The following is a 21,450-nucleotide window of genomic DNA, read 5'->3' as shown; positions in this document are numbered from 1 at the left end:
TATGAAAAAAAACCTGCTTCTTTTTGGGCTTATTTTACTTTCACAAGTAGCTTCTGCCCAATTATTTTCAAAAGAAAAAATTAGAAATTTAGAAACTGATGACAAAAAGCTTTTGAGCTATGGCTTCTTTTTAGGCTACAATAGTTACGATTTCAATTTTGATTATAATGCGAATCAAAAAGATATTTTAGTCGAAAAAACAGGCGGTTTTAGTGTGGGTTTAATTGGAAACTTGCGGGTTATGGAATATATGGATCTGCGTTTTGAACCCGGTTTATATATTACGACTCGAAATTTGATTTATGACGAAAGTTACTTTAATGGTATGACCTATACCGATTCGGATTTAAAACGTGAAGTAAAATCAACCTACATTCATTTTCCGTTATTAATGAAATTTTCTACAAAACGAATTAACAACTTTAAACCTTTTGTGGTTGGAGGATTATCTACAGCTTTAAATTTATCCAGTAACGAAAATAACCCAGACGATAATAGTAGTGGTCAATTTAGAACCAAGAAAAATATGGTTTTTTATGAAGTAGGCTTTGGCGTAGATTTCTATTTATACTACTTTAAATTTACACCTTCCATTCGTGGCGTTTTCGCATTAAATAATGAAATTGTTCCAGATTTAGATCCGAATAGTCCTTGGACCGGAAACATAAACAGCATGAAAACACGTGGTGTGTTTTTGAATTTCACATTTCAATAGAGTTTTGAGGTTTGGGGTTTGAGGTAATTAAAATTTCAAAATTCCACATCTCCTCATCCACGCATCAACTCATCTGCAAATCCAAACATCTGCACATCTAAAAACTAACTCCTTCTAAATTCACTCAACAAAATAGCGGTTGCTGTGGCTACATTTAAACTTTCGGCGGCTTGAATTTCTCCAAATCGCGGAATGCTAATGCGTTTCGTAATGCGCTTTTCTATGTTTTCTGAAATTCCGTTGGCTTCGTTTCCCATAACCAAAACACCTTCCGGTAACAATTTCTCTTTATAAACGTTTTGTCCATCCATAAAGGCCCCATAAATTGGCAGCACGGACTCACTTAAATAAGAATTCAAATTGGTATAACTTACTTGAACACGCGTTATAGAACCCATGGTGGCTTGAATAACTTTAGGATTATAGCAATCTACCGTTTGTTCACTGCAAACTAATTGGGTAATTCCAAACCAATCGCATAAACGAATAATAGTACCCAGATTTCCAGGATCACGAACATCGTCTAATGCTAAAATTAATCCGGTTTCGGAATGGGTTTCGATGGTTGGAATTTCAAAAACCGCCAAAGCTTGATTGGGCGTTGTTAAAGCGCTTATTTTCTTTAAATCTTTTTCATCAATAATGGTTTCCTTATCAGCGTCCAAACCAAAGGTGGTTACCGTATATAATTGCTGTAAGATTAATGTTGAATTTAAAAGCTCTTGAATGGTTTTTATACCTTCAGCAATAAACAAACCGTCTTGCTGTCGGTACTTTTTTTGCTTTAAACGCGTTAGTTGTTTTATTTGGTTTTTTGATAACATGAAACCGCTTTTTATTGGTGGCTACTAAATTAAAAAGAATAAAATAAAAAGCTTTCTAAATGTGTCAATATATTAATGCTTTATTTCAATGGAAATAATGTATTTTTGAAACAATTTTGAGAGTATTTGTCAGCCGTAATTACGTACAAAAACCATCGCCAAATTTTTATAATTTTAAGAATCCTTGAGAATACATTCTTCAAAAATACCACTTTATATTAGTTTCGTTCTGCTCTTGGCATCTTGCAACACCATAAAACGTGTTGGCGACGATGAAAAATTGCTGACGAAAAATACGGTATATATAAATGACAAGGCCAATAATACCGAAACCATTACCAATTTATTATACCAAAAAGCCAACCGAAAACTTTTAACAGTTCCCATAAGGTTGCATATTTATAATTTAGCCCGACCAAATATTGATTCTATTTTAGAAGCTAATATTGCGAAAAAGCCTAATCGCGAACGAAATCTGGAACGTTTTTTATCTAAAAAGCAGCTGGATCAATATATTGATTCCCGCAAAGGTTTTAATAATTGGTTAAAGAAAACGGGGGAAGCGCCGGTTATTTTAAACCCAGAAAAAACCAAGCGCTCTATGAATCGGTTGGAAGCCTATTATTTTCACAACGGCTGGTTTACGGCTACAGCAACTTCTGAAATAATTAAAATAGATTCTAGTCGCGCGCAAGTGGATTATTATGTCACCACTGGCGATCCGTATTTTGTAGATTCCTTGACTGTTAATATTTCTTCTCCAGCAATTGACACGCTTTATAACAAATCCAAAAAGAAATCGCGAATTCAATTAAACAAACAGTACAGAACCTCCACTTTTGAACAGGAAAAAAATAGATTAACTGATAACTTCAGGAATAACGGCGTATTTCATTTTACTGAAGATTATGTTTATTTTGAAATGGATACCATTCAAACGGATAAAAAAGTAAAAGTGGAATTGCAAATTCGCAACCGATTAATTAAAAATCAAGATTCATCGAGACGCGAACCTTTCAATATTTACAAAATAAAAGAAGTTAATATTTTTACAGACTATTCGTATTCTGATAGAAATAAACAGCAAAAAGATTCAGCCAAATATAGAGGCTATAACTTATATAGTAATGACAAGTTGCGCTTTAGACCCAAAGCCTTAACTGACGCGATTTTTATTACGCCCGATTCTATATTTAGAGATCGAAATAGAACCTTGTCTTACAGACATATTTCAGAATTACGCACCTTTAAATATCCAAACATTGAATATATTGAAAATGCTGACACCACATTAACGGCCAATGTATATTTGACACCTTTAAAGAAATTTGGTTTGGAATTCAGTGCGGAGGTTTCTCAAAGTAATATTCAAACGGTTGGCTTGTCTTTTAATCCATCGGTTTTAATGCGAAATGTTTTTGGTGGTGCCGAAACCTTACAACTCACCGCTTTCGGATCTATTGGAGCCTCCAAGGATGCGGCAAACGATCAAGATAAATTTTTTGATATTAACGAATGGGGAGCCGATTTGAAATTAACCATTCCTAGAATATTCTTGCCATTTAACACCAATAAAATCATCCCTAAAAGCATGTCGCCAAGCACATGGATGAGTATTTCAACATCTAGTCAAACCAATATTGGTTTGGACAAACAAACGCTTACAGGAACGCTAAACTACCGTTGGAAACCGAATGAAAAGGTTACCAATCGTTTTGATTTATTCAGCATTCAATATGTAAAAAACCTGAATCCTGACAATTACTTTAACGTTTACAGCACATCATACAACACCTTAAATGATATTGCTCAAGACATTAACTATATAGGCCAAAATGAGGAATTAAGCATTCCCGACCAAGCCAACATATTTATTCAGGAATCTATAGGTAACAATCCACCAACTGGTTTAACACAGGATAATATTCAAAATATTAATTATATCAATGAGCGTCAAGAGCGTTTAACAGAGAATAACTTAATTATTGCTTCCAGTTACAACTATGTTCGCGATAACAGAACCAGTTTATTTGATGAGAATTTCTGGATTTTTAGAGGAAAATTAGAATCGGCTGGAAATTTAATGTCATTAGGATCTAGTTTATTTGGAGCTCCTAAAAACATGAGCGACAATTATGAAATTTTTGATGTAGCCTATTCCCAATATGTAAAAGTGGAATTAGATTATATTAAACATTGGGATTTAGGTAGAAAAAAAGTATTGGCACTCCGCACCTTTTTCGGGATTGCTATTCCTTACGGAAACTCCAATAGTATTCCTTTTTCAAAGAGTTTCTTTGCAGGTGGCGCTAATGATAACCGTGCTTGGACCGCTTATAATTTAGGACCTGGAAGTTCAGACAGTAATGATGAGTTTAACGAAGCCAACATGAAACTGGCTTTCAATTTAGAATACCGCTTTAATGTTTTTGAAGATTTCTATGGTGCCATTTTTGCCGATGCAGGAAACATCTGGAATGCGCTCGATAATATTGAAGATCCACAAGCCACTTTTACCAATTTTGAATCGTTAGAAGATATTGCATTAGGATCAGGCTTTGGATTGCGCTATGATTTTGGATTTATAATATTTCGCTTTGACGTCGGATTTAAAACCTATAATCCAGCTTACCAAAAAGGCAATCGTTGGTTCCAGGATTATAATTTCAACAACGCAGTTTACAACATTGGTATCAATTACCCCTTTTAAGCTATTTAATTTTATTATTTTTGTTTCACTAAAAAACAACAAATCATGTCACATTCTATTAAACCTGGCGTTGCAACCGGACACGAAGTTCAAGCTATTTTTAAACTAGCCAAAGAAAAAGGTTTCGCCTTACCCGCGGTAAATGTGGTAGGTTCTAGCAGTATCAATGGTGTTTTAGAAACAGCAAGGGACTTAAATGCACCTGTTATTATTCAGTTTTCTAATGGCGGTGGCGTTTTTAATGCTGGTAAAGGTTTAAGTAATGAAAACGAAAAAGCAGCCATTGCAGGCTGTATTGCCGGAGCTAAACACGTGCATTTAATGGCAGAAGCATACGGAATTCCTGTTATTTTGCATACTGATCATTGTGCCAAAAAGTTATTACCATGGATAGACGGATTATTAGATGCTAGTGAGCAACACTTTAAAGAAACAGGCAAGCCACTTTACAGCTCGCATATGATTGATTTAAGTGAAGAACCTATAGAAGAAAACATCGAAATCTGTAAAACTTATTTAAAACGCATGAGCAAAATGGGCATGACGTTAGAAATAGAATTAGGCATTACAGGTGGTGAAGAAGATGGCGTTGATAATACCGATGTTGACGATTCTAAATTATACACGCAACCAGAAGAAGTAGCTTATGCTTATGAAGAATTAAGCAAAATTAGCGACCAATTTACCATTGCGGCTGCTTTTGGAAACGTACATGGCGTTTACAAACCAGGTAACGTAAAATTAACCCCGAAAATTCTTAAGAATTCTCAAGAATACGTTTCAAAAAAATTCAATGTGCCGCATAATCATATTGATTTTGTGTTTCACGGTGGCTCTGGAAGTACGGTTGAAGAAATTCGTGAAGCGATTGGTTACGGTGTGATAAAGATGAACATTGATACCGATATGCAATATGCTTTCACAAAAGGTGTTCGTGATTATATGAAAGAAAAGGAAGCGTATTTGCAAGCGCAAATAGGAAATCCAGATGGAGACGATGTACCAAACAAGAAATATTACGACCCACGCGTATGGATGCGTAAAGGAGAAATAACATTTGTTGAACGTTTAAAAAAGGCTTTTGAAGACTTAAATAACGTGAACACTTTATAAAATAAAAGCGCAATAAACACGGCATTAAATATAAACGTGTAATTTTGCTAGTCTAATTAACGCGAGTCCTGACGATTTTTAATAGTGAAAATCGTTAATCGCATAACTAAAAATCGTTAATCGATATGTCTTGGTTTAAACGAAAAGAAAAAGGAATTCAAACTTCTACGGAAGAAAAGAAAGACACTCGTAAAGGGTTGTGGTATAAATCGCCTACAGGTAAAATTGTAGATGCGAAAGAATTAGAACAAAACTTCTATGTAAGTCCTGAAGATGGTTATCATGTAAGAATTGGAAGTAAAGAATACTTCGAAATCTTATTTGACGACAATTCATTCAAAGAGTTTGATATGAAATTAGAGTCTAAAGATCCCTTAAAATTTGAGGACACTAAAAAATATCCAGACCGTTTAAAAGCGGCTCAAGAAAAAACGCAACTAAAAGACGCTGTGCGTACAGCAGTAGGAAAATCTAAAGGAAAAGATTTAGTGGTTGCCTGTATGGATTTCACCTTTATTGGAGGTTCTATGGGATCTGTGGTTGGTGAAAAAATAGCGCGAGCAGGGCAATACGCTTTAAAGAAAAAAATACCTTTCATGATTATTTCCAAATCGGGAGGTGCCCGAATGATGGAAGCCGCCTTGTCCTTAATGCAATTAGCAAAAACCTCTGTTGTTTTAGCGCAATTAGCAGATGCCGGAATTCCTTATATATCTTTATGTACGGATCCAACAACAGGTGGAACAACAGCTTCCTTTGCTATGTTAGGCGATATTAATATTGCAGAACCTGGTGCTTTAATAGGGTTTGCAGGACCACGAGTGGTTCGTGATACAACGGGTCAAGATTTACCAGACGATTTCCAAACATCGGAATTTTTATTAGAACACGGTTTCTTGGATTTCATTACACACCGAAGAGATTTAAAAAACAAAGTCAATTTATATATTGATTTAATTACCAATCAACCGTTAAGAGCATAGCATATAGCATTTTACTTAAATTTGCAGCGTATGTCTTTTTTTAACAAAAAACGATTGAATACGTAAAATTTACTATATTTGCACCTTGAAAGAAAATCTTTCATATACATAACAATCATTTACAATAATATTAGAATGTATTTATCAAAAGAAGAGAAGCAAGAGCTTTTCGCAAAACACGGTAGCGGAAAAAACGATACTGGAAGTGCAGAAGGGCAAATAGCCATTTTTACACAACGTATTGAACACTTAACTGCACACTTAAAAAGTAATCGTAAAGATTATAATACAGAGCGTTCATTAGTTATGTTAGTAGGTAAGCGTCGTGCTTTACTAGATTACTTAATTAAGAAAGATGTTTTAAGATATCGTGCTATTATTAAGGAATTAGGATTAAGAAAATAATCACAATAAAAGAGGCTTCGCGCCTCTTTTTTGTTTTATAAGTAACTCATTCGTAAGAGTCTAAAATGCGTAAATAAGAAGCTATTATAGTTTTTCATTGGGTATACTACTACACAACACAACTACCAATGTTTAATTAGAATTAAAAATTTATGATTCCAAAAGTATTTAAAGAGGTTATAGACCTTGGCGATGGTAGAGAAATCACCATCGAAACAGGAAAATTAGCAAAACAGGCCCATGGTTCTGTTGTTGTTCAGTCCGGAAAATGTATGTTATTATGTACAGTTGTTTCCAATTACAAACAAAGTGATGTTGACTTTTTACCATTAACGGTTGATTACAGAGAGAAATTTGCTGCATCAGGTCGTTATCCAGGTGGTTTCTTCAAAAGAGAAGCAAGACCTAGTGATGGTGAAGTTTTAACAATGCGTTTAGTGGATCGTGTTTTACGTCCATTATTCCCAAAAGATTATCACGCTGAAACACAGGTGATGATTCAATTAATGTCTCATGATGATGACGTTATGCCAGATGCTATGGCAGGTTTAGCCGCTTCGGCAGCTATTCAATTATCAGATTTTCCATTTGAATGTCCTATTTCTGAAGCCAGAGTTGGTCGTGTAAATGGTGAATTCATTATCAATCCAACACGTGCACAATTAGCAGAATCTGACATCGATATGATGATTGGTGCTTCAGCTGATTCTGTAATGATGGTGGAAGGTGAAATGGATGAAATTTCTGAAGAAGAAATGGCAGAAGCCATCAAATTTGCTCACGAAGCAATTAAAATTCAATGTGCTGCTCAAGTAAGATTAGCAGAAGCATTTGGAAAAAAAGAAGTTCGTGAATATGAAGGCGAAAGAAAAGAAGACGATTTAGAGAAGAAGATTCATGATATGGCTTATGATAAAGTGTATGCCATTGCAAAAGCTGGATCTGCTAAACATGAAAGAAGCGCTGCTTTTCAAGAAATAAAAGAAAACATCAAAGCCACTTTTTCTGAAGAAGAATTAGCGGATTATGGTGGTTTAGTTTCTGATTATTACCGTAAAGCTGAAAAATCTGCTATTCGTGATTTAACCTTAAATGAAGGTTTGCGTTTAGATGGTAGAAAAACAGATGAGATTAGACCAATATGGTGTGAGATAGATTATTTACCTTCTACACACGGTTCAGCCATCTTTACACGTGGAGAAACTCAAGCTTTAGCAACGGTAACTTTAGGTACGTCAAGAGATGCTAACCAAATAGATATGCCATCTTATGAAGGTGAAGAGCGTTTCTATTTACATTATAACTTCCCACCTTTTTGTACAGGTGAAGCAAGACCAATCCGTGGAACATCTCGTAGAGAAGTGGGTCATGGTAACTTGGCGCAACGTGCATTAAAAGGGATGATTCCTGATGAATGTCCTTACACAGTAAGAGTTGTTTCTGAAGTTTTAGAATCAAACGGTTCGTCGTCAATGGCAACGGTTTGTGCTGGAACTATGGCACTAATGGATGCTGGGGTTCAAATGAAAAAACCAGTTTCTGGTATTGCAATGGGATTAATTTCTGATGCAGCTTCTGGAAAATATGCAGTTTTATCTGATATTTTAGGTGATGAAGATCATTTAGGAGATATGGACTTTAAAGTAACTGGAACGGCTGAAGGTATTACAGCTTGCCAAATGGACATTAAAGTAAAAGGATTATCATACGAGATTTTAGTAGCAGCATTGCAACAAGCTCGTAATGGTCGTTTACACATTTTAGATAAAATAGTTGAAACAATTGCACAACCAAATGCAGATGTTAAAGAACATGCTCCTAAAATGGTTACTAGACGTATTCCTAACGAATTCATTGGTGCTTTAATTGGACCAGGTGGAAAAGTAATTCAAGAAATGCAAAAAGTAACTGGAACAACTATCGTTATTAACGAAGATCCAGTAACTGAAGAAGGTATTGTTGAAATTTTAGGTGTAGGTAATGAAGGTATTGATGCTGTTATGGCAAGAATAGATTCTATCTTATTTAAACCTACAGTTGGTAGCGTATACGAAGTAAAAGTAATCAAGATGTTAGATTTTGGTGCTGTTGTTGAATATATGGATGCTCCAGGAAACGAAGTGCTTTTACACGTAAGTGAATTAGCTTGGGAACGTACTGAAAATGTTAGCGATGTTGTTAATATGGGAGACGTTTTTGATGTGAAATATTTCGGATTAGATTCTAGAACACGTAAAGAAAAAGTATCGCGTAAAGCTATTTTACCTAAACCTGAAGGTTTTGTAGAAAGACCACCAAGAGATGACAGTCGTTCTGATAGTCGATCTGGCGGACGTGATAACCGAGGTTCTCGTGACAATAAAGGTCGTGATAACCGTCGTGATGATCGTCGTGATGACAGAAAACCAAGAGAAGATAAGAAGGACGAATAATTAGTAGTCTTCTTTTTAAATAATTTCCAAACCTCACAGATTTTAAAACCTGTGAGGTTTTTTTGTACATTTATAGTTCAAGAATGCACTTTTAGCAATTATGTCTAATACATCACTTGAACCATTTACATAATTCACAACGTCCTATTGCCATAAAATTTAAATATCCTGACTTATTTGCGGGATATAGACAATAAAAGTTGTTATATAACGAGTTGCCACCAATTATGAAAAAAATCCTGCAAATAACAATATTTCTATTTTCAATCGGAGTTTTCGCTTGCACTTGCGATGACCCAAAAATAACTGAAAAATATATTGAATCCGATTTCGTTGCTAAAGCGACAATTGTAAAAAATTATAAAAACGAAAACTCAAGAGAACTTTATAAAGCTGATATTATAATTAGTGAAATATTTAAAGGAGAAAAATTAAAATCAATTTATGTTGCTGGAAGAAGTGATGGAGGAATGGGAAGTTCTTGTTCTATATTTATTCCAAAAAATACTGAATTAATTATTTATGCAAGAAAAAATAAGGATGGAAAATATAGCATTGGAATGTGTTCTGGATTACTATATTTAAACAATCGAAATGCAAAAAGACAAAAAAGAGAATTAGATATTTTAAAAATGTTTAAATCAAAGAATATTGACTTTACCGATAAAATAAATTACAGAGAAAGAGCAAAACTTCATAAAGATTTAGAGCAGTTTAAGGGAATCGAACTTGAGAAAAATTATGGAATTTATGAAATAGCATTTGAATCTGATTTGAAAATTAAAAATGTTACAGAAATTAGTGGTTTCGAAAATCCAATTGACCAAAAACTGATTGAGATAATAAAGAAAACAGAATGGTCGAGTTTCGACAAAGGAATAAAAGACAAAGTACCTGACAATAGCAAATTACTAATCGGAATATATTATTACGAAAAGGATAAAGAAAATCCGAGTTTTTTAAGTCAATGGTATCTCTGAATAAATAACTGATGGCAACATTGTATATAAAAAATGCGTAATTTAGTGCTAAACCAAAGGAAAGTGCGTACTTGCTTTCATCCGATTTTCGTTCCGAAAATCCGCTGACTCAAGCACGCACTTTTCAAATAAAAAACCGTTGTGCGTAAGTTAAGAAAACCTATCTGATATAATTTTTTATGAAAAAATATTTTCAAATTTCATAAAAAGCATATGAAAATAAAATTTTTAATATCTTCTATAATAATTTTTATGCTTTTTCAAAAAGATGATATTGTAGGAAAGTATAGAGACAATTTTGGAAGTGAATATATCTTTAATTCAGACTATACTTATGAATATAATGCCTCTTTCCATTTTAAGGGATTTTGGTCTAAAGGAAAGTGGAGAGTTAAGAATGACACTATTTATTACGAAGCTATTCCTTCTTATCATACTTTGAGAATTGCTGGAAAAAAGGACTCTTTAATTTTATCGAGAAATAAAACAGCTCAATTGATTTCAGCCAATAGTTACGAAGAAGTATTTTGGCCAAGATCATCTGGAGAACAAGATGTTCATAAAAATAAGTTATTTTTTAAAGATGGAAAACTTTATAAAATAAAAAAGAATGGAAAACTTATAACAAAAAAAAGAACTAAAAGTGATAGGATTGACGGTGAAAAATTTGACCCTTGGTTTAATAAAGTACACGACTAAAACCTACGCACAACATCCGTATATAACAAATAATACTACCTTTTTTTAATCCATTTAGATTCTCTACACCCAAAAGTTAAATCCTCCAATTTCCCTTCAAAAACGTTTAAATTCGATAAAAGGCATAATTTTTTCTTAATAAAAGATTAAAAAGCGTCTAAAACACTATCAAGCCCGTACATACCTAAAAGCATTAATAATATAACGACTGAAGGATACATGGCTGCCAAATTTACAACTCCGAATACATTAGAATCTCAAACTCCAAATAGAACCCAGAAACTTAAGAATTTTTTAGCACACACTTTTAATGGTAGTGGCAAAACTCAAAGTTCATACAATAAAATTATTTTAATAAGCACCATGATCTTTATAGCCATGGGCGTTTACTTATTCAGCGTATTTTATAATGACTTTGAACAATTTAACGCAGATAGAAGAAGCTCCGCAATTGGTTTAACCTTTTTCATCATAGCAGGTTCTCTATTTGCTTTCAAAATATTTTACTTTCTTTTTATAGCCTATAAATATTTTAAATATAAGGCTATTGAATCAGTTTCAAATGAAAAATTGCCAACCGTTACTATAATTGTTCCGGCCTATAACGAAGGGAAACAAGTATGGGATACCTTAATGAGTTTAGCTAACAGTGATTATCCACATGATAAAATACAGCTTCTTGCCATTGATGATGGAAGTCTAGATGACACTTGGGATTGGATGGTAGATGCTAAAAAAATATTAGGTAAGCGCGTAGAAATTCTCCAACAACCAGAAAATAAAGGAAAACGTCATGCTTTATACCGTGGTTTCAATTTAGGAACTGGTGATGTTTTTGTTACGGTTGATAGCGATTCTGTTGTTACGCCTGAAACCTTACGAAATTTAGTGAGTCCTTTTATTACAGATGAAAAATGTGGGGCTGTAGCCGGAAACATTCGCGTTTTGAATAATAAGAAAGCGATGCTTCCAAAAATGTTGGACGTTAGTTTTGTAATGAGTTTTGAATTTGTTCGTTCAGCAGAAAGCACTTTAAATTCTGTTTTATGTACACCAGGCGCTTTAGCTGCTTACCGCAGTGAAGCTGTTTTTGACTGCCTTCCAGAATGGATTAATCAAACTTTTATGGGGCAACCATCAGATATTGGTGAAGATCGCGCCATGACCAACATGATTTTAAAACAAGGGAGGCACGTGCTCTTTCAAAGAAGCGCTGTAGCTTATACAAACGTTCCAGAACAATATCCTGGGCTCTATAAAATGTTTATTAGATGGGGACGTAGCAATGTTCGAGAAAATATAAATATGGCTAAATATGTTTTTACCAATTTCAAGGAAGAAAACAAATTTGGAACACGTTTACTTTTTATAAGTCAATTTTCACGCATCATTATGAGTTATCCGTTTGTACTCTTTATGTTATTCTTTGTTTTAACGCATCCGTTATTATTTTTAGGATCCACATTATTGAGCATATTAGTAACCTCTACATTTTCGGTACTGTTTTACGCACATCGCTATGAAATTAAAGAATCCATTTGGGCTTATACCTACAGCGTATTATTTACATTCGGTTTATTCTGGATTACACCCTACGCTATATTTACAGCAAGTAGACGCGGCTGGTTAACACGTGGGTTAGAAGAAAAAAAATAAATTAGTTCTATTTTCAAGATAGAAAGAGAAGCCTTACAAGAAATTGTAAGGCTTTTTTTATGTGAAATTTTATCTGATTCATACTTTATATGCTGTTTTCCCGACAGCCTGTCACCTTTTTGGCAGTTTCAATAAAAATTGAAATTATCATATTCATAATAAATAAGCTAATTCATTACGAATTCCCTAACTATTAGAACTAGTGTTGTTCTATATGGGATTTCTTAAAATTAAATGTTTTTTATAGGCATTCCGTACAGTCCTTGCACTCTATATAGAAATTAATAGTGATAATCAATACATTACAATAACATGAAAGTATTAGTAATTGGAGCAGGAAATATGGGATTAACGTATTCTGAAGGTATGGCGAAATCGCCTTTATTAGGAAAACAGAATCTGAAAATATATGACACTGATCCGAAAAAAATTACAACCTTAAACAAAGAACCACATTTTGACGTCTACGACAATTTAGAAGATTGCTTACCAAAAGCAGACATCGTCTTTCTTGCCGTAAAGCCATATCATACGGAAGAATTATTCAAAACGATGGCGCCGCAAATTAACGAGCAGCAATTGTTTGTATCCTTAATGGCGGGTGTTACCATTGATACCATAAAAACCCAATTAGGTGCCACGAAAGTAGTTCGTGCTATGCCTAATTTACCAGCCAAAGTTGGTAAAGGTGTTACATCATATACAGAATCTGAAGCGGTTTCAAAAGTAGAACTCATCATGGTTCGCAATTTATTAGATACGACAGGAACCTCTATTCATGTAAGCACCGAGAAATTCATTGATGCCTCAACCGGTATTTCAGGAAGTGGACCCGCATATGTATTCTACTTTATGCAATCCATGCTGGATGCAGCATTAAAAATGGGCTTTTCTGCCTACGATTCTAAAGTATTAGTAAGCAACACGTTTGAAGGCGCTATAGAATTATTTAATCAATCAGATATTTCTCCTGAAACATGGATTAGCCGCGTAGCATCCAAAGGTGGAACCACACAAGCAGCCATAGATTCTATGGACGATAATAATGTAAAACAGCTCATTGAAGATGCCGCTTATGCCGCATTTGATAGAGCAGTAGAATTAGGAAAAGAAAAATAAAAACATGGACGACGACATTAAGCGCGTAGTAGTAAAAGTAGGAACAAACGTATTAACAAATAAAGATAACCGTATTCTTGGACCGGTTTTAAAAGAATTAGTCCGTCAAATAGCCGTCCTCTATGAACGCGATGTGATGGTGGTTTTAGTTTCTTCTGGTTCAGCTATTGCTGGAAAAGAAGTTTTAGGCGAATTGAAACTTACGGATAAATCCGTACGGCGCCAAGTCTATTCAGCCGTAGGACAACCCAGAATGATGCGTCATTACTATAGTTTATTTCACGACTACGGTATGCGATGCGCACAAGTTTTAGCAACAAAACGCGATTTTGCCCCTGGCAAACACCGCGAAAACATGATTAAGTGTTATGAAGGTTTATTGTCTGAAGGCATTGTACCCATAGCTAATGAAGATGATGCCGTTTCCATAACCATGTCTATGTTTTCAGATAATGATGAGTTAGCCAGCTTGGTAGCCGAATTAATTGGTGCCGACCGTTTAATTATATTATCAGATACTGAAGGACTCTTCACAGGTCACCCTGACGATGAAGATTCCATAAAAATTAATGAAGTTTCCTGTAATCAAGATGTGGAACAATATGTAAAAGCTTCCGGTAAAAAAGAAGGTGAAGGCCGTGGTGGCATGGCGTCCAAATTACGTATTGCAAAAGGATCTGCAAAAAGGAACATTCCGACCTATATTGCCAATGGAAAACGTGCAAACGTTATTGTTGATATCCTAGATAATAAGGAAGTCGGAACCAAATTTATTAACTAAAAACAAAACACATGGAATTATTACATACAGATAAAAAAAATGACGTTTTAAATTCAATGATTACACTTATTGATAGAGAACGGGATAACATTATAAAAGCAAACAAACAAGATTTAGATGCTTTTGATAAAGAAGATCAAGCCTTATACGACCGTTTAGTTGTGAACTCTGCCAAAGTTGATGGTATGATTCAGGCTATTAAAGAAGTTCGCGATCAAGAAGATCCAGTTGGTAAAACTATTTCGGATATGACATTGGACACAGGTTTACAAATAACCAATAAAACGGCACCTTTTGGAACCATCATGATTATTTATGAATCCAGACCAGATGTCACCATTGAAGCTGCTGTTTTAGCCTTTAAAGCCAACAACAAAATTTTATTGAAAGGTGGAAAAGAAGCTATTCATAGTAATCTTATTTTAGAAAAATTATGGCATGAAGCCTTAGCGGAAAACGGACTATCTAAAGACTGGATTAAGCTGTTGCATTTAAAGCGTGAAGAAACACAGGAGTTTTTAAGAAATCCGCCGGAAAAAATAGATTTAATCGTTCCTCGTGGTGGCGAACGTTTAATTAAGTTCGTTAAAGATCACGCCACCTGTGCCGTTCTAATTTCAGGTCGTGGAAACAACTTTTTATATGTTTCTAAAAATGCCGATTGGGAAAAAGCTGTTAAAGTGATTATCAATGCGAAAACAGATAAAATTTCGGGTTGCAATGCTTTAGATAAAGTATTGATTGACAAAAACATTTTCAATTATGAAGCTAAAGTTAATGAACTTCAAAAAACCTTAAAACATGTTGGTGTTGAATTGGTAGTTGATAAAAAAATCGGCGCGATTCTAACCAATGAAACTCAAATTCCGAATGAAGATACCTGGTATGAAGAATTTCTAGCCATGAAAATCCTAATTGGAGAAGTGGATGGACTAGATGAAGCTATAAGCATAATTAACACCTATTCCGGCGGACATTCCTCGGTTATTATGACGGAAGATAAAAACGAAGCCGCTACGTTTATGCAGCAAATAGACAGTGCTGCGGTTTACCACAATGCCTCTACCCGCTTTACAGACGGTGGACAAATGGGTGTTGGTGCTGAATTAGCTATTAGTACAGATAAGTTACACCACCGCGGACCATTAGGCTTAAAGCAATTGGTAACGAATAAATATTATGTATTTGGCGATGGTCATGTACGTGTTTAAATAGTATTAAAAGATATTTACAAACGGCATTGGTTTTAAACTGATGCCGTTTTTTTTTGCGTCATTTAGAGTGTCGCGATTTTTATAGGCAAGTATCAAGAACGCTTTTAAAGGGAGTCATGGACATATTAGACCAGAAACCATTATAATATATGCACCTGTAATTAGAGAAGGTTTACAGAAAAAAGTAGTTTTTGGATGCTGCCATAAATAAATTATATTTACGGGATAACAACAACAAAAATAGTTACTTATCATGACTTATTTCCGGGATATCAACAATAAAAATTATTATATAACGAGTTGGCAGTAAGTGAACAAAAAAACTAAAAAAATTAATAACCTTATATTTGTATGAACAAAATATTTACCTTCTTATGCTTTATTTCTATTTGGACAATTTCCAATGCTCAGCCTTATACAGTAGAAGAATTGCAAAAGAAATTCAAACCTGAAAATTATGCTGAAAAGGTTTTATTAGAATTCCAAAAATCAATAGAGCATTTAGAAGAAAAACCGGACCTTTACGAATATATTCCAGGAGAAGTAATAGCTTGGTCACTAATGGACGGGCGATTTCTTTTGAATAGTATGTTCCTTATAAAAAATGATTCAATAAAGGCAGTAGAAGCCTTACCAAAAGGTGATGATTTCTTAACAAAATTAAATAGTTATGTACCTGAAAAATCTAGATTTATTTATGGAAGAGAATTATGGACACTTCCAGCCGTAAAAGGAAAATTAGCTGATAATTCTTACTTAATCAGAGTAAATGTTAAATCATACAACCCTCGCCCTTACGAACCTAGTCCGGATATTCTAACATATAATTTAGAATATACAACGAAAGACTTTTTGAACTTTCGACTGACTCGACTTAAAAATGCGCATTCTGAAGAATGGATTGAAGCGGGTGAGTATTGAATACGTAGCAAATGATTAACAATACCTACCGCTAACAGCGTGTATAAGAAATAGCGGTTACAGTGTTAATTCAAAGGTCAGTACTATTAATAAAAGTCGGTGCCAAACTGAAATTGAAATACTTTTAAATCCGCTACTTCCCATACACGCAAACCGTTGCCAACAAGCCGAAAAACAAACCGCACGACGATTAAAAAACGAATTGATAAAGGCGAGTAAATTAAGAAATAAGTCAAGCCAATTTTGAAAATGAATTACTTCCGAAAGAAATCTCTCAACTGCCTAAAGAAATACCGTTACTGCATTTAGAATTATAGCTACTGCCAAAAGAAATCTCTTAACTGCCGAAAGAAATATCGTTACTGCATTCAGAATTATAGCTACTGCCAAAAGAAATCTCTTGACTTCAATTAGAATAATAGCAACTTCGTTTTAGATTGGAGCAACTTAACTTTATATTCTTGCGACTTCATTTTAAATTATAGCGTCCGCTTTAACACTACTCGCGTCCGCACTTTATATTTTCAATTCCGCATTAACAATTCTTGCATCCGCTTCAACATTTCTTGCATCCGCACTTTATACTCTCGCTTCCGCATTAACAATTCTTGCATCCGCCTTAACATTTCTTGTATCCGCACTTTATACTCTCGCTTCCGCATTAACAAATCTTGCATCCACTTTAACAATTCTTACATCCGCACTTTATATTCTCGCTTCCGCATTAACAATTCTCGCATCCGATTAGTCAATTCTCGCATCCGAACTTATAATACTGTCAAAAACTTTACCGAACAAAACTCAAAACGTTCATCTGATTAAAAGCAGAACGGAAAAAAAAGCCTGTTGGCAACAAAGTACTGTGGTAAAAAACCTGTCTACCGACAGGCAGGTAAGTGAAATTGATTTAATTTTTCACCAAAGTACGTCTGTAAATATTCTAATATTTTAATCCTGATTTAGCATTAGAAAAAGTGTGAACAAATAGTTTATTACATACCGTTATTAACGCTCATTATTGCGAAATACAAGAACGAAGGCGCAACTTTCATGCAACAAATGCCGTTTTTTAATTTCAAAATGGAAATTTTTTTATTTTCGTACCGGAAATTTGAATGCGAAATCTAAACTGACGAGATGTTCATATGTAAATTCAGATTTGGGCTGTATTTGATATAAGCTTGGCTTATAAACTACTCCAACAAAAAAGTATCTTCCAAATTGAAAGTATACATCCGTAGAAAGTCCGAAGCTTTGACTTTTTCTGGTAATTTTTATTTCGTTTTCATAGTCTGAATTATCCATAAAATTATAGGTATTAAAAGCATAATTTAATCCATAACCAATGGAAAATCGATTGATTTTGATATTATCTGTCAATGCAAAATTGAAACTACCCATGGTTTCATATTCGCCATCATAGTCAACTGGTGCGGGGAAAGGAACAAACAAATCAGTAGATGCAGAAACTTTAAAACTTACATATTTTTTAGGTTCGTAGAAATATTCTATTCCTGCAGAAATTCCGAAAAAACCAACATTAGATTTGGTGCCAAAACCTTGAGGTTTCAAATAAAACGCGTTAACGTAAGGTAAAGACGCTACTAAATTAATAGCATTCTTATTTTTAGGATAGGTTTCCGCAAAAAAATCGGTATAATATTTAGTGGCTGGTGGCACGATAATGCGCAAAGTATCATTGGTGTTTAAATAAACCTCTTTACCATAATAAAAACGCTTTTCATTAGTAAAATCAACCGCATAATTTAAAGGTGCAAAGTGTGCTCCAATTAAGTTCAAATAAAGAAAAGTAGGATTGGGTGACGTTTTTATAACGTAATGCACATCTAAACTATCTCTTATCAGTGTTAAATCTAAATCGTGTTTAGATCTAGTCACTTTTATTTTATTGGGAAGATTATAGATGCTATCATACACTTTAAGTTTGGCATTCGACTCGTTGGATAAAATGTGCAAATTATAAGTTTTCTTTTTTAAAATGGTAGCACATGATGTGAATAAAAAGCACATGCTTAAGGCGAAAAGGAATCTTTTCATACGTGTTGGTTAGTGTTTTTCGTGATGGTTTTATACTTAAAGATACATATATAACAAAAAGGTTGCGTTGGGCTTAAATATTGTGCGATTAATAAATTATTGTTCGTTTTTTGTTCTGCGTTAGGGATTGCAGCGGCATCCTTTTTTAGGAGTTCTATATACCTTCCGACGCTCTCCGAAACTCCTAAAACGACTAAAAAAGATTTAGCGTAAAGCCCGACTTTTTACGTATTTCAAAATAATTTAAAGTGTAACGAATTCATTTTAAGCGTAAAAAGGAACGCCCCTAAAAATACTTAAAGTTTTTTGTAACAAAATCTAGTATGCTTACGTATAACTATATAGAACACCTTGTTCACATAATCTAATCAGAGAAAGAACGTACATGAGACAACTTAAAATTACCAAGCAGGTTACCAACAGGGAAACTGCTTCGTTAGACAAATATCTTCAAGAAATAGGAAAAGTTGACTTAATTACCGCAGACGAAGAAGTAGAATTAGCACAGCGCATAAAAGCGGGTGATCAGTTGGCTTTAGAAAAGTTGACGAAAGCTAACTTACGTTTCGTAGTATCGGTAGCTAAGCAATACCAGAACCAAGGTTTAACTTTACCAGATTTAATTAACGAAGGAAATTTAGGCCTTATTAAAGCGGCTCAACGTTTTGATGAAACTCGTGGATTTAAGTTTATTTCTTATGCTGTATGGTGGATTCGTCAATCTATCCTTCAAGCTTTAGCGGAACAATCGCGTATTGTGCGTTTACCGTTAAACAAAATTGGATCAATTAACAAGATTAATAAAACTTTTGCTTTCTTGGAGCAAGCGCATGAGCGTCCGCCAAGTGCAGAGGAAATTGCCAAGGAATTGGACATGACTATTAACGATGTTAAGGAGTCTATGAAAAATTCAGGTCGTCACGTAAGTATGGATGCGCCTTTAGTTGAAGGTGAAGATTCTAACTTATATGATGTATTAAATTCAGGTGAATCACCAAATCCAGATCGCGAATTATTACAAGAATCGTTACGTACGGAAATTGAACGTGCTTTGGAAACTTTAACACCTCGTGAAGCAGATGTTATTCGTTTATATTTCGGTTTAGGAAACCAACACCCAATGACTTTAGAGGAAATTGGCGAAACCTTTGACCTGACTAGAGAACGTGTAAGACAAATTAAAGAAAAAGCTATTCGTAGGTTGAAACATACGTCTAGAAGTAAAATATTAAAAACTTATTTAGGATAAGTTTTAGATTTCAAGTTAAAAAACCCAAATACCAAGAAGTTGCTATTTGGAATTTTAACTTTTGAAATTTTACAGTAACTAACAGTATATGCTTACTTCGGTAAGATACCCGTTTAGGCGGGTAGCATAACTGTTCGTTTTTTGATTGATGAAAGAACCCACGGCTGATTACCGTGGGTTCATTCATTTTATTCCATCCCTGAATCCCTTCCCAAGGGGAAGGGACTTTATCTTCCCTTCTTCCCTCTTTCCACAGGCAAGAGACTTCTATATTTATACTACTTTCGACAATAAGCGCCATCTTGATTAATTAGAACTTGTTGCAAGTATTTATACGAAGCTTTGAAATGGACAAGTCGAAGACTTATTTTTTATTTATCTTTGACCAAACAACAAAACAACATACCAATGAACTCTAAATTAATAGCACCTTCCATGCTTGCTGCCGATTTTGGCAACTTGCAGCGCGATACTGAAATGGTTAACAATAGTGATGCTGACTGGTTTCATATTGATGTTATGGATGGACATTTTGTTCCAAACATTTCTTATGGTTTCCCAATCATTGAAGCTATTAAAAAGTACGCTACCAAACCGCTTGATGTGCATTTAATGATTGAAAAACCGGAGCGCTATATTGAAAAGTTTGCTAAAGTAGGTGCCGATATTATTACTGTTCATTACGAATCTACCGTGCATTTACACCGCACCTTATCTCAAATTGAAGATGCTGGTTGTAAAGCGGGAATTGTTTTGAATTTAACAACGCCTGTAAGTGTTCTAGAAGATATTTTACCAAAATGTTATATGGTTCTATTAATGTCTATAAATCCAGGTTTTGGTGGTCAGAAGTTTGAAAACATTACCTACAATCGTATTAAGAAATTACGTAAAATGATTGATGACCAAGGTTTAAACACGCGCATTGAAGTTGATGGCGGTGTTACCGATAAAAACATCAAGCAACTCGTAGAAGCAGGAGCGGATGCTTTTGTTGCCGGCAGTCACGTTTTTAAAAGTGACAATCCTACAGAAACCATTAAAGAACTAAAAGCACTTGCCAACTCATAAAAAAAAGCTCCTCACGGAGCTTTTTTCGTTTTAAATTTAGTTAGTTAAAATTGTTCAATTAAATAGTTAATTAAATCGGTAGTAGTAACAATTCCTACTAGTTCATTATCGTCCACAATTGGTAAGGCGTGGAATTCCTTAACTGCTAAAATTTCAGCCACTTCTTTTATGGTTGTAGTTGATGGAACACTTACTAAATTTTTGGCCATCACCTGCTCAATAGTAAACATATTATAAACAACGGTATCTACAGAATCATCATCTTCATCAACAGCATCTGCAAAACTAATACGTAGTAAATCGGTATAACTTAACATTCCTTTTATCTCTTTACCACTCACAACAGGAATGTGACGGATTTTTTTGCTTTTGAAGATTTTTTCAGCTGTTTCTAATTCATCCGTGTGATTTAATGTAATGACTGTTTTAGTCATAATTTCGGAAACTGGTGTGCGTTTTTTCATCTGTCTTGGTTTTTAATTTCTATATTAAAAGTACGCAAGAATCTCCATGAAAAGTA

Annotated in this window: 18 protein-coding genes; 15 read left to right on the top strand and 3 right to left on the bottom strand. The window is 34.3% G+C overall.

Annotation, left to right across the window (positions count from 1 at the left end):
- Position 1 precedes the first annotated feature (1 nt).
- On the top strand, positions 2-715 hold the full coding sequence (porT, locus tag ES674_RS05560; protein WP_148402977.1) for a type IX secretion/gliding motility protein PorT/SprT: 714 nt from the start codon (positions 2-4) through the stop codon (positions 713-715).
- Positions 716-819: 104 nt separating this feature from the next.
- Here the strand turns inward: porT and ES674_RS05555 are convergent, their stop codons facing one another.
- Positions 820-1,539 carry an RNA methyltransferase gene (locus tag ES674_RS05555; RefSeq protein WP_148402976.1) on the bottom strand — a complete coding sequence of 240 codons (720 nt, stop codon included), beginning with the start codon at positions 1,537-1,539 and terminating at the stop codon, positions 820-822.
- A gap of 184 nt (positions 1,540-1,723) precedes the next feature.
- On the opposite strand from ES674_RS05555, the gene tamL reads away from it, so the two are divergent.
- The 12 genes from tamL to ES674_RS05495 all read left to right on the top strand — a co-directional run bounded on the left by tamL (position 1,724) and on the right by ES674_RS05495 (position 16,552).
- Complete coding sequence (tamL, locus tag ES674_RS05550; RefSeq protein WP_170233967.1) at positions 1,724-4,249, top strand: translocation and assembly module lipoprotein TamL; 2,526 nt, start codon at positions 1,724-1,726, stop codon at positions 4,247-4,249.
- A 45-nt stretch (positions 4,250-4,294) separates the two neighbouring features.
- Positions 4,295-5,362, top strand: coding sequence for a class II fructose-bisphosphate aldolase (gene fbaA, locus ES674_RS05545; RefSeq protein ID WP_148402975.1), 1,068 nt, complete (start codon positions 4,295-4,297; stop codon positions 5,360-5,362).
- Between the two features lie 125 nt (positions 5,363-5,487).
- The gene (gene accD, locus ES674_RS05540; RefSeq protein WP_148402974.1) at positions 5,488-6,345 is read left to right on the top strand and encodes an acetyl-CoA carboxylase, carboxyltransferase subunit beta; all 858 of its coding nucleotides are present in this window, start codon (positions 5,488-5,490) and stop codon (positions 6,343-6,345) included.
- 135 nt (positions 6,346-6,480) lie between these two features.
- Entirely contained in the window at positions 6,481-6,750 is a 270-nt protein-coding gene (rpsO, locus tag ES674_RS05535; protein WP_148402973.1) for a 30S ribosomal protein S15, read from the top strand.
- 152 nt (positions 6,751-6,902) lie between these two features.
- Positions 6,903-9,182: a polyribonucleotide nucleotidyltransferase gene (locus ES674_RS05530; RefSeq protein ID WP_148402972.1), complete on the top strand. Its 2,280-nt coding sequence runs from the start codon at positions 6,903-6,905 to the stop codon at positions 9,180-9,182.
- A gap of 227 nt (positions 9,183-9,409) precedes the next feature.
- Complete coding sequence (locus ES674_RS05525; protein ID WP_148402971.1) at positions 9,410-10,162, top strand: hypothetical protein; 753 nt, start codon at positions 9,410-9,412, stop codon at positions 10,160-10,162.
- A 213-nt stretch (positions 10,163-10,375) separates the two neighbouring features.
- Positions 10,376-10,861: a hypothetical protein gene (locus ES674_RS05520; RefSeq protein ID WP_148402970.1), complete on the top strand. Its 486-nt coding sequence runs from the start codon at positions 10,376-10,378 to the stop codon at positions 10,859-10,861.
- A 219-nt stretch (positions 10,862-11,080) separates the two neighbouring features.
- Entirely contained in the window at positions 11,081-12,517 is a 1,437-nt protein-coding gene (locus ES674_RS05515) for a glycosyltransferase (protein WP_148402969.1), read from the top strand.
- Between the two features lie 312 nt (positions 12,518-12,829).
- Positions 12,830-13,636 carry a pyrroline-5-carboxylate reductase gene (proC, locus tag ES674_RS05510; RefSeq protein ID WP_148402968.1) on the top strand — a complete coding sequence of 269 codons (807 nt, stop codon included), beginning with the start codon at positions 12,830-12,832 and terminating at the stop codon, positions 13,634-13,636.
- Positions 13,637-13,640: 4 nt separating this feature from the next.
- A complete protein-coding gene (gene proB / locus ES674_RS05505) occupies positions 13,641-14,417 on the top strand; it encodes a glutamate 5-kinase (RefSeq protein ID WP_148402967.1) in 777 nt (258 codons plus the stop codon).
- Between the two features lie 11 nt (positions 14,418-14,428).
- Positions 14,429-15,628, top strand: coding sequence for a glutamate-5-semialdehyde dehydrogenase (locus tag ES674_RS05500; protein ID WP_148402966.1), 1,200 nt, complete (start codon positions 14,429-14,431; stop codon positions 15,626-15,628).
- Positions 15,629-15,982: 354 nt separating this feature from the next.
- The gene (locus tag ES674_RS05495) at positions 15,983-16,552 is read left to right on the top strand and encodes a hypothetical protein (protein WP_148402965.1); all 570 of its coding nucleotides are present in this window, start codon (positions 15,983-15,985) and stop codon (positions 16,550-16,552) included.
- A 1,092-nt stretch (positions 16,553-17,644) separates the two neighbouring features.
- On the opposite strand, the gene ES674_RS05490 is transcribed toward ES674_RS05495, so the two are convergent.
- Entirely contained in the window at positions 17,645-18,610 is a 966-nt protein-coding gene (locus ES674_RS05490; RefSeq protein WP_148402964.1) for a hypothetical protein, read from the bottom strand.
- A 385-nt stretch (positions 18,611-18,995) separates the two neighbouring features.
- Here ES674_RS05490 and ES674_RS05485 point away from each other — a divergent pair, with 385 nt between their 5' ends.
- On the top strand, positions 18,996-19,859 hold the full coding sequence (locus tag ES674_RS05485; protein ID WP_008637385.1) for a sigma-70 family RNA polymerase sigma factor: 864 nt from the start codon (positions 18,996-18,998) through the stop codon (positions 19,857-19,859).
- A 408-nt stretch (positions 19,860-20,267) separates the two neighbouring features.
- A complete protein-coding gene (rpe, locus tag ES674_RS05480) occupies positions 20,268-20,930 on the top strand; it encodes a ribulose-phosphate 3-epimerase (RefSeq protein ID WP_148402963.1) in 663 nt (220 codons plus the stop codon).
- Between the two features lie 44 nt (positions 20,931-20,974).
- Here rpe and ES674_RS05475 read toward each other — a convergent pair whose 3' ends face one another.
- Positions 20,975-21,394 (bottom strand): CBS domain-containing protein, encoded by a 420-nt coding sequence (locus tag ES674_RS05475; RefSeq protein WP_148402962.1) that lies wholly within the window; start codon positions 21,392-21,394, stop codon positions 20,975-20,977.
- Positions 21,395-21,450: the final 56 nt, after the last annotated feature.

The organism is Bizionia myxarmorum, from assembly GCF_008086205.1.
GTDB classification, from domain to species: Bacteria; Bacteroidota; Bacteroidia; order Flavobacteriales; family Flavobacteriaceae; genus Algorimicrobium; species Algorimicrobium myxarmorum.
Note: the sequence above shows the minus strand (reverse complement) of the source record. Positions and strands in the feature narration are given on the sequence as shown.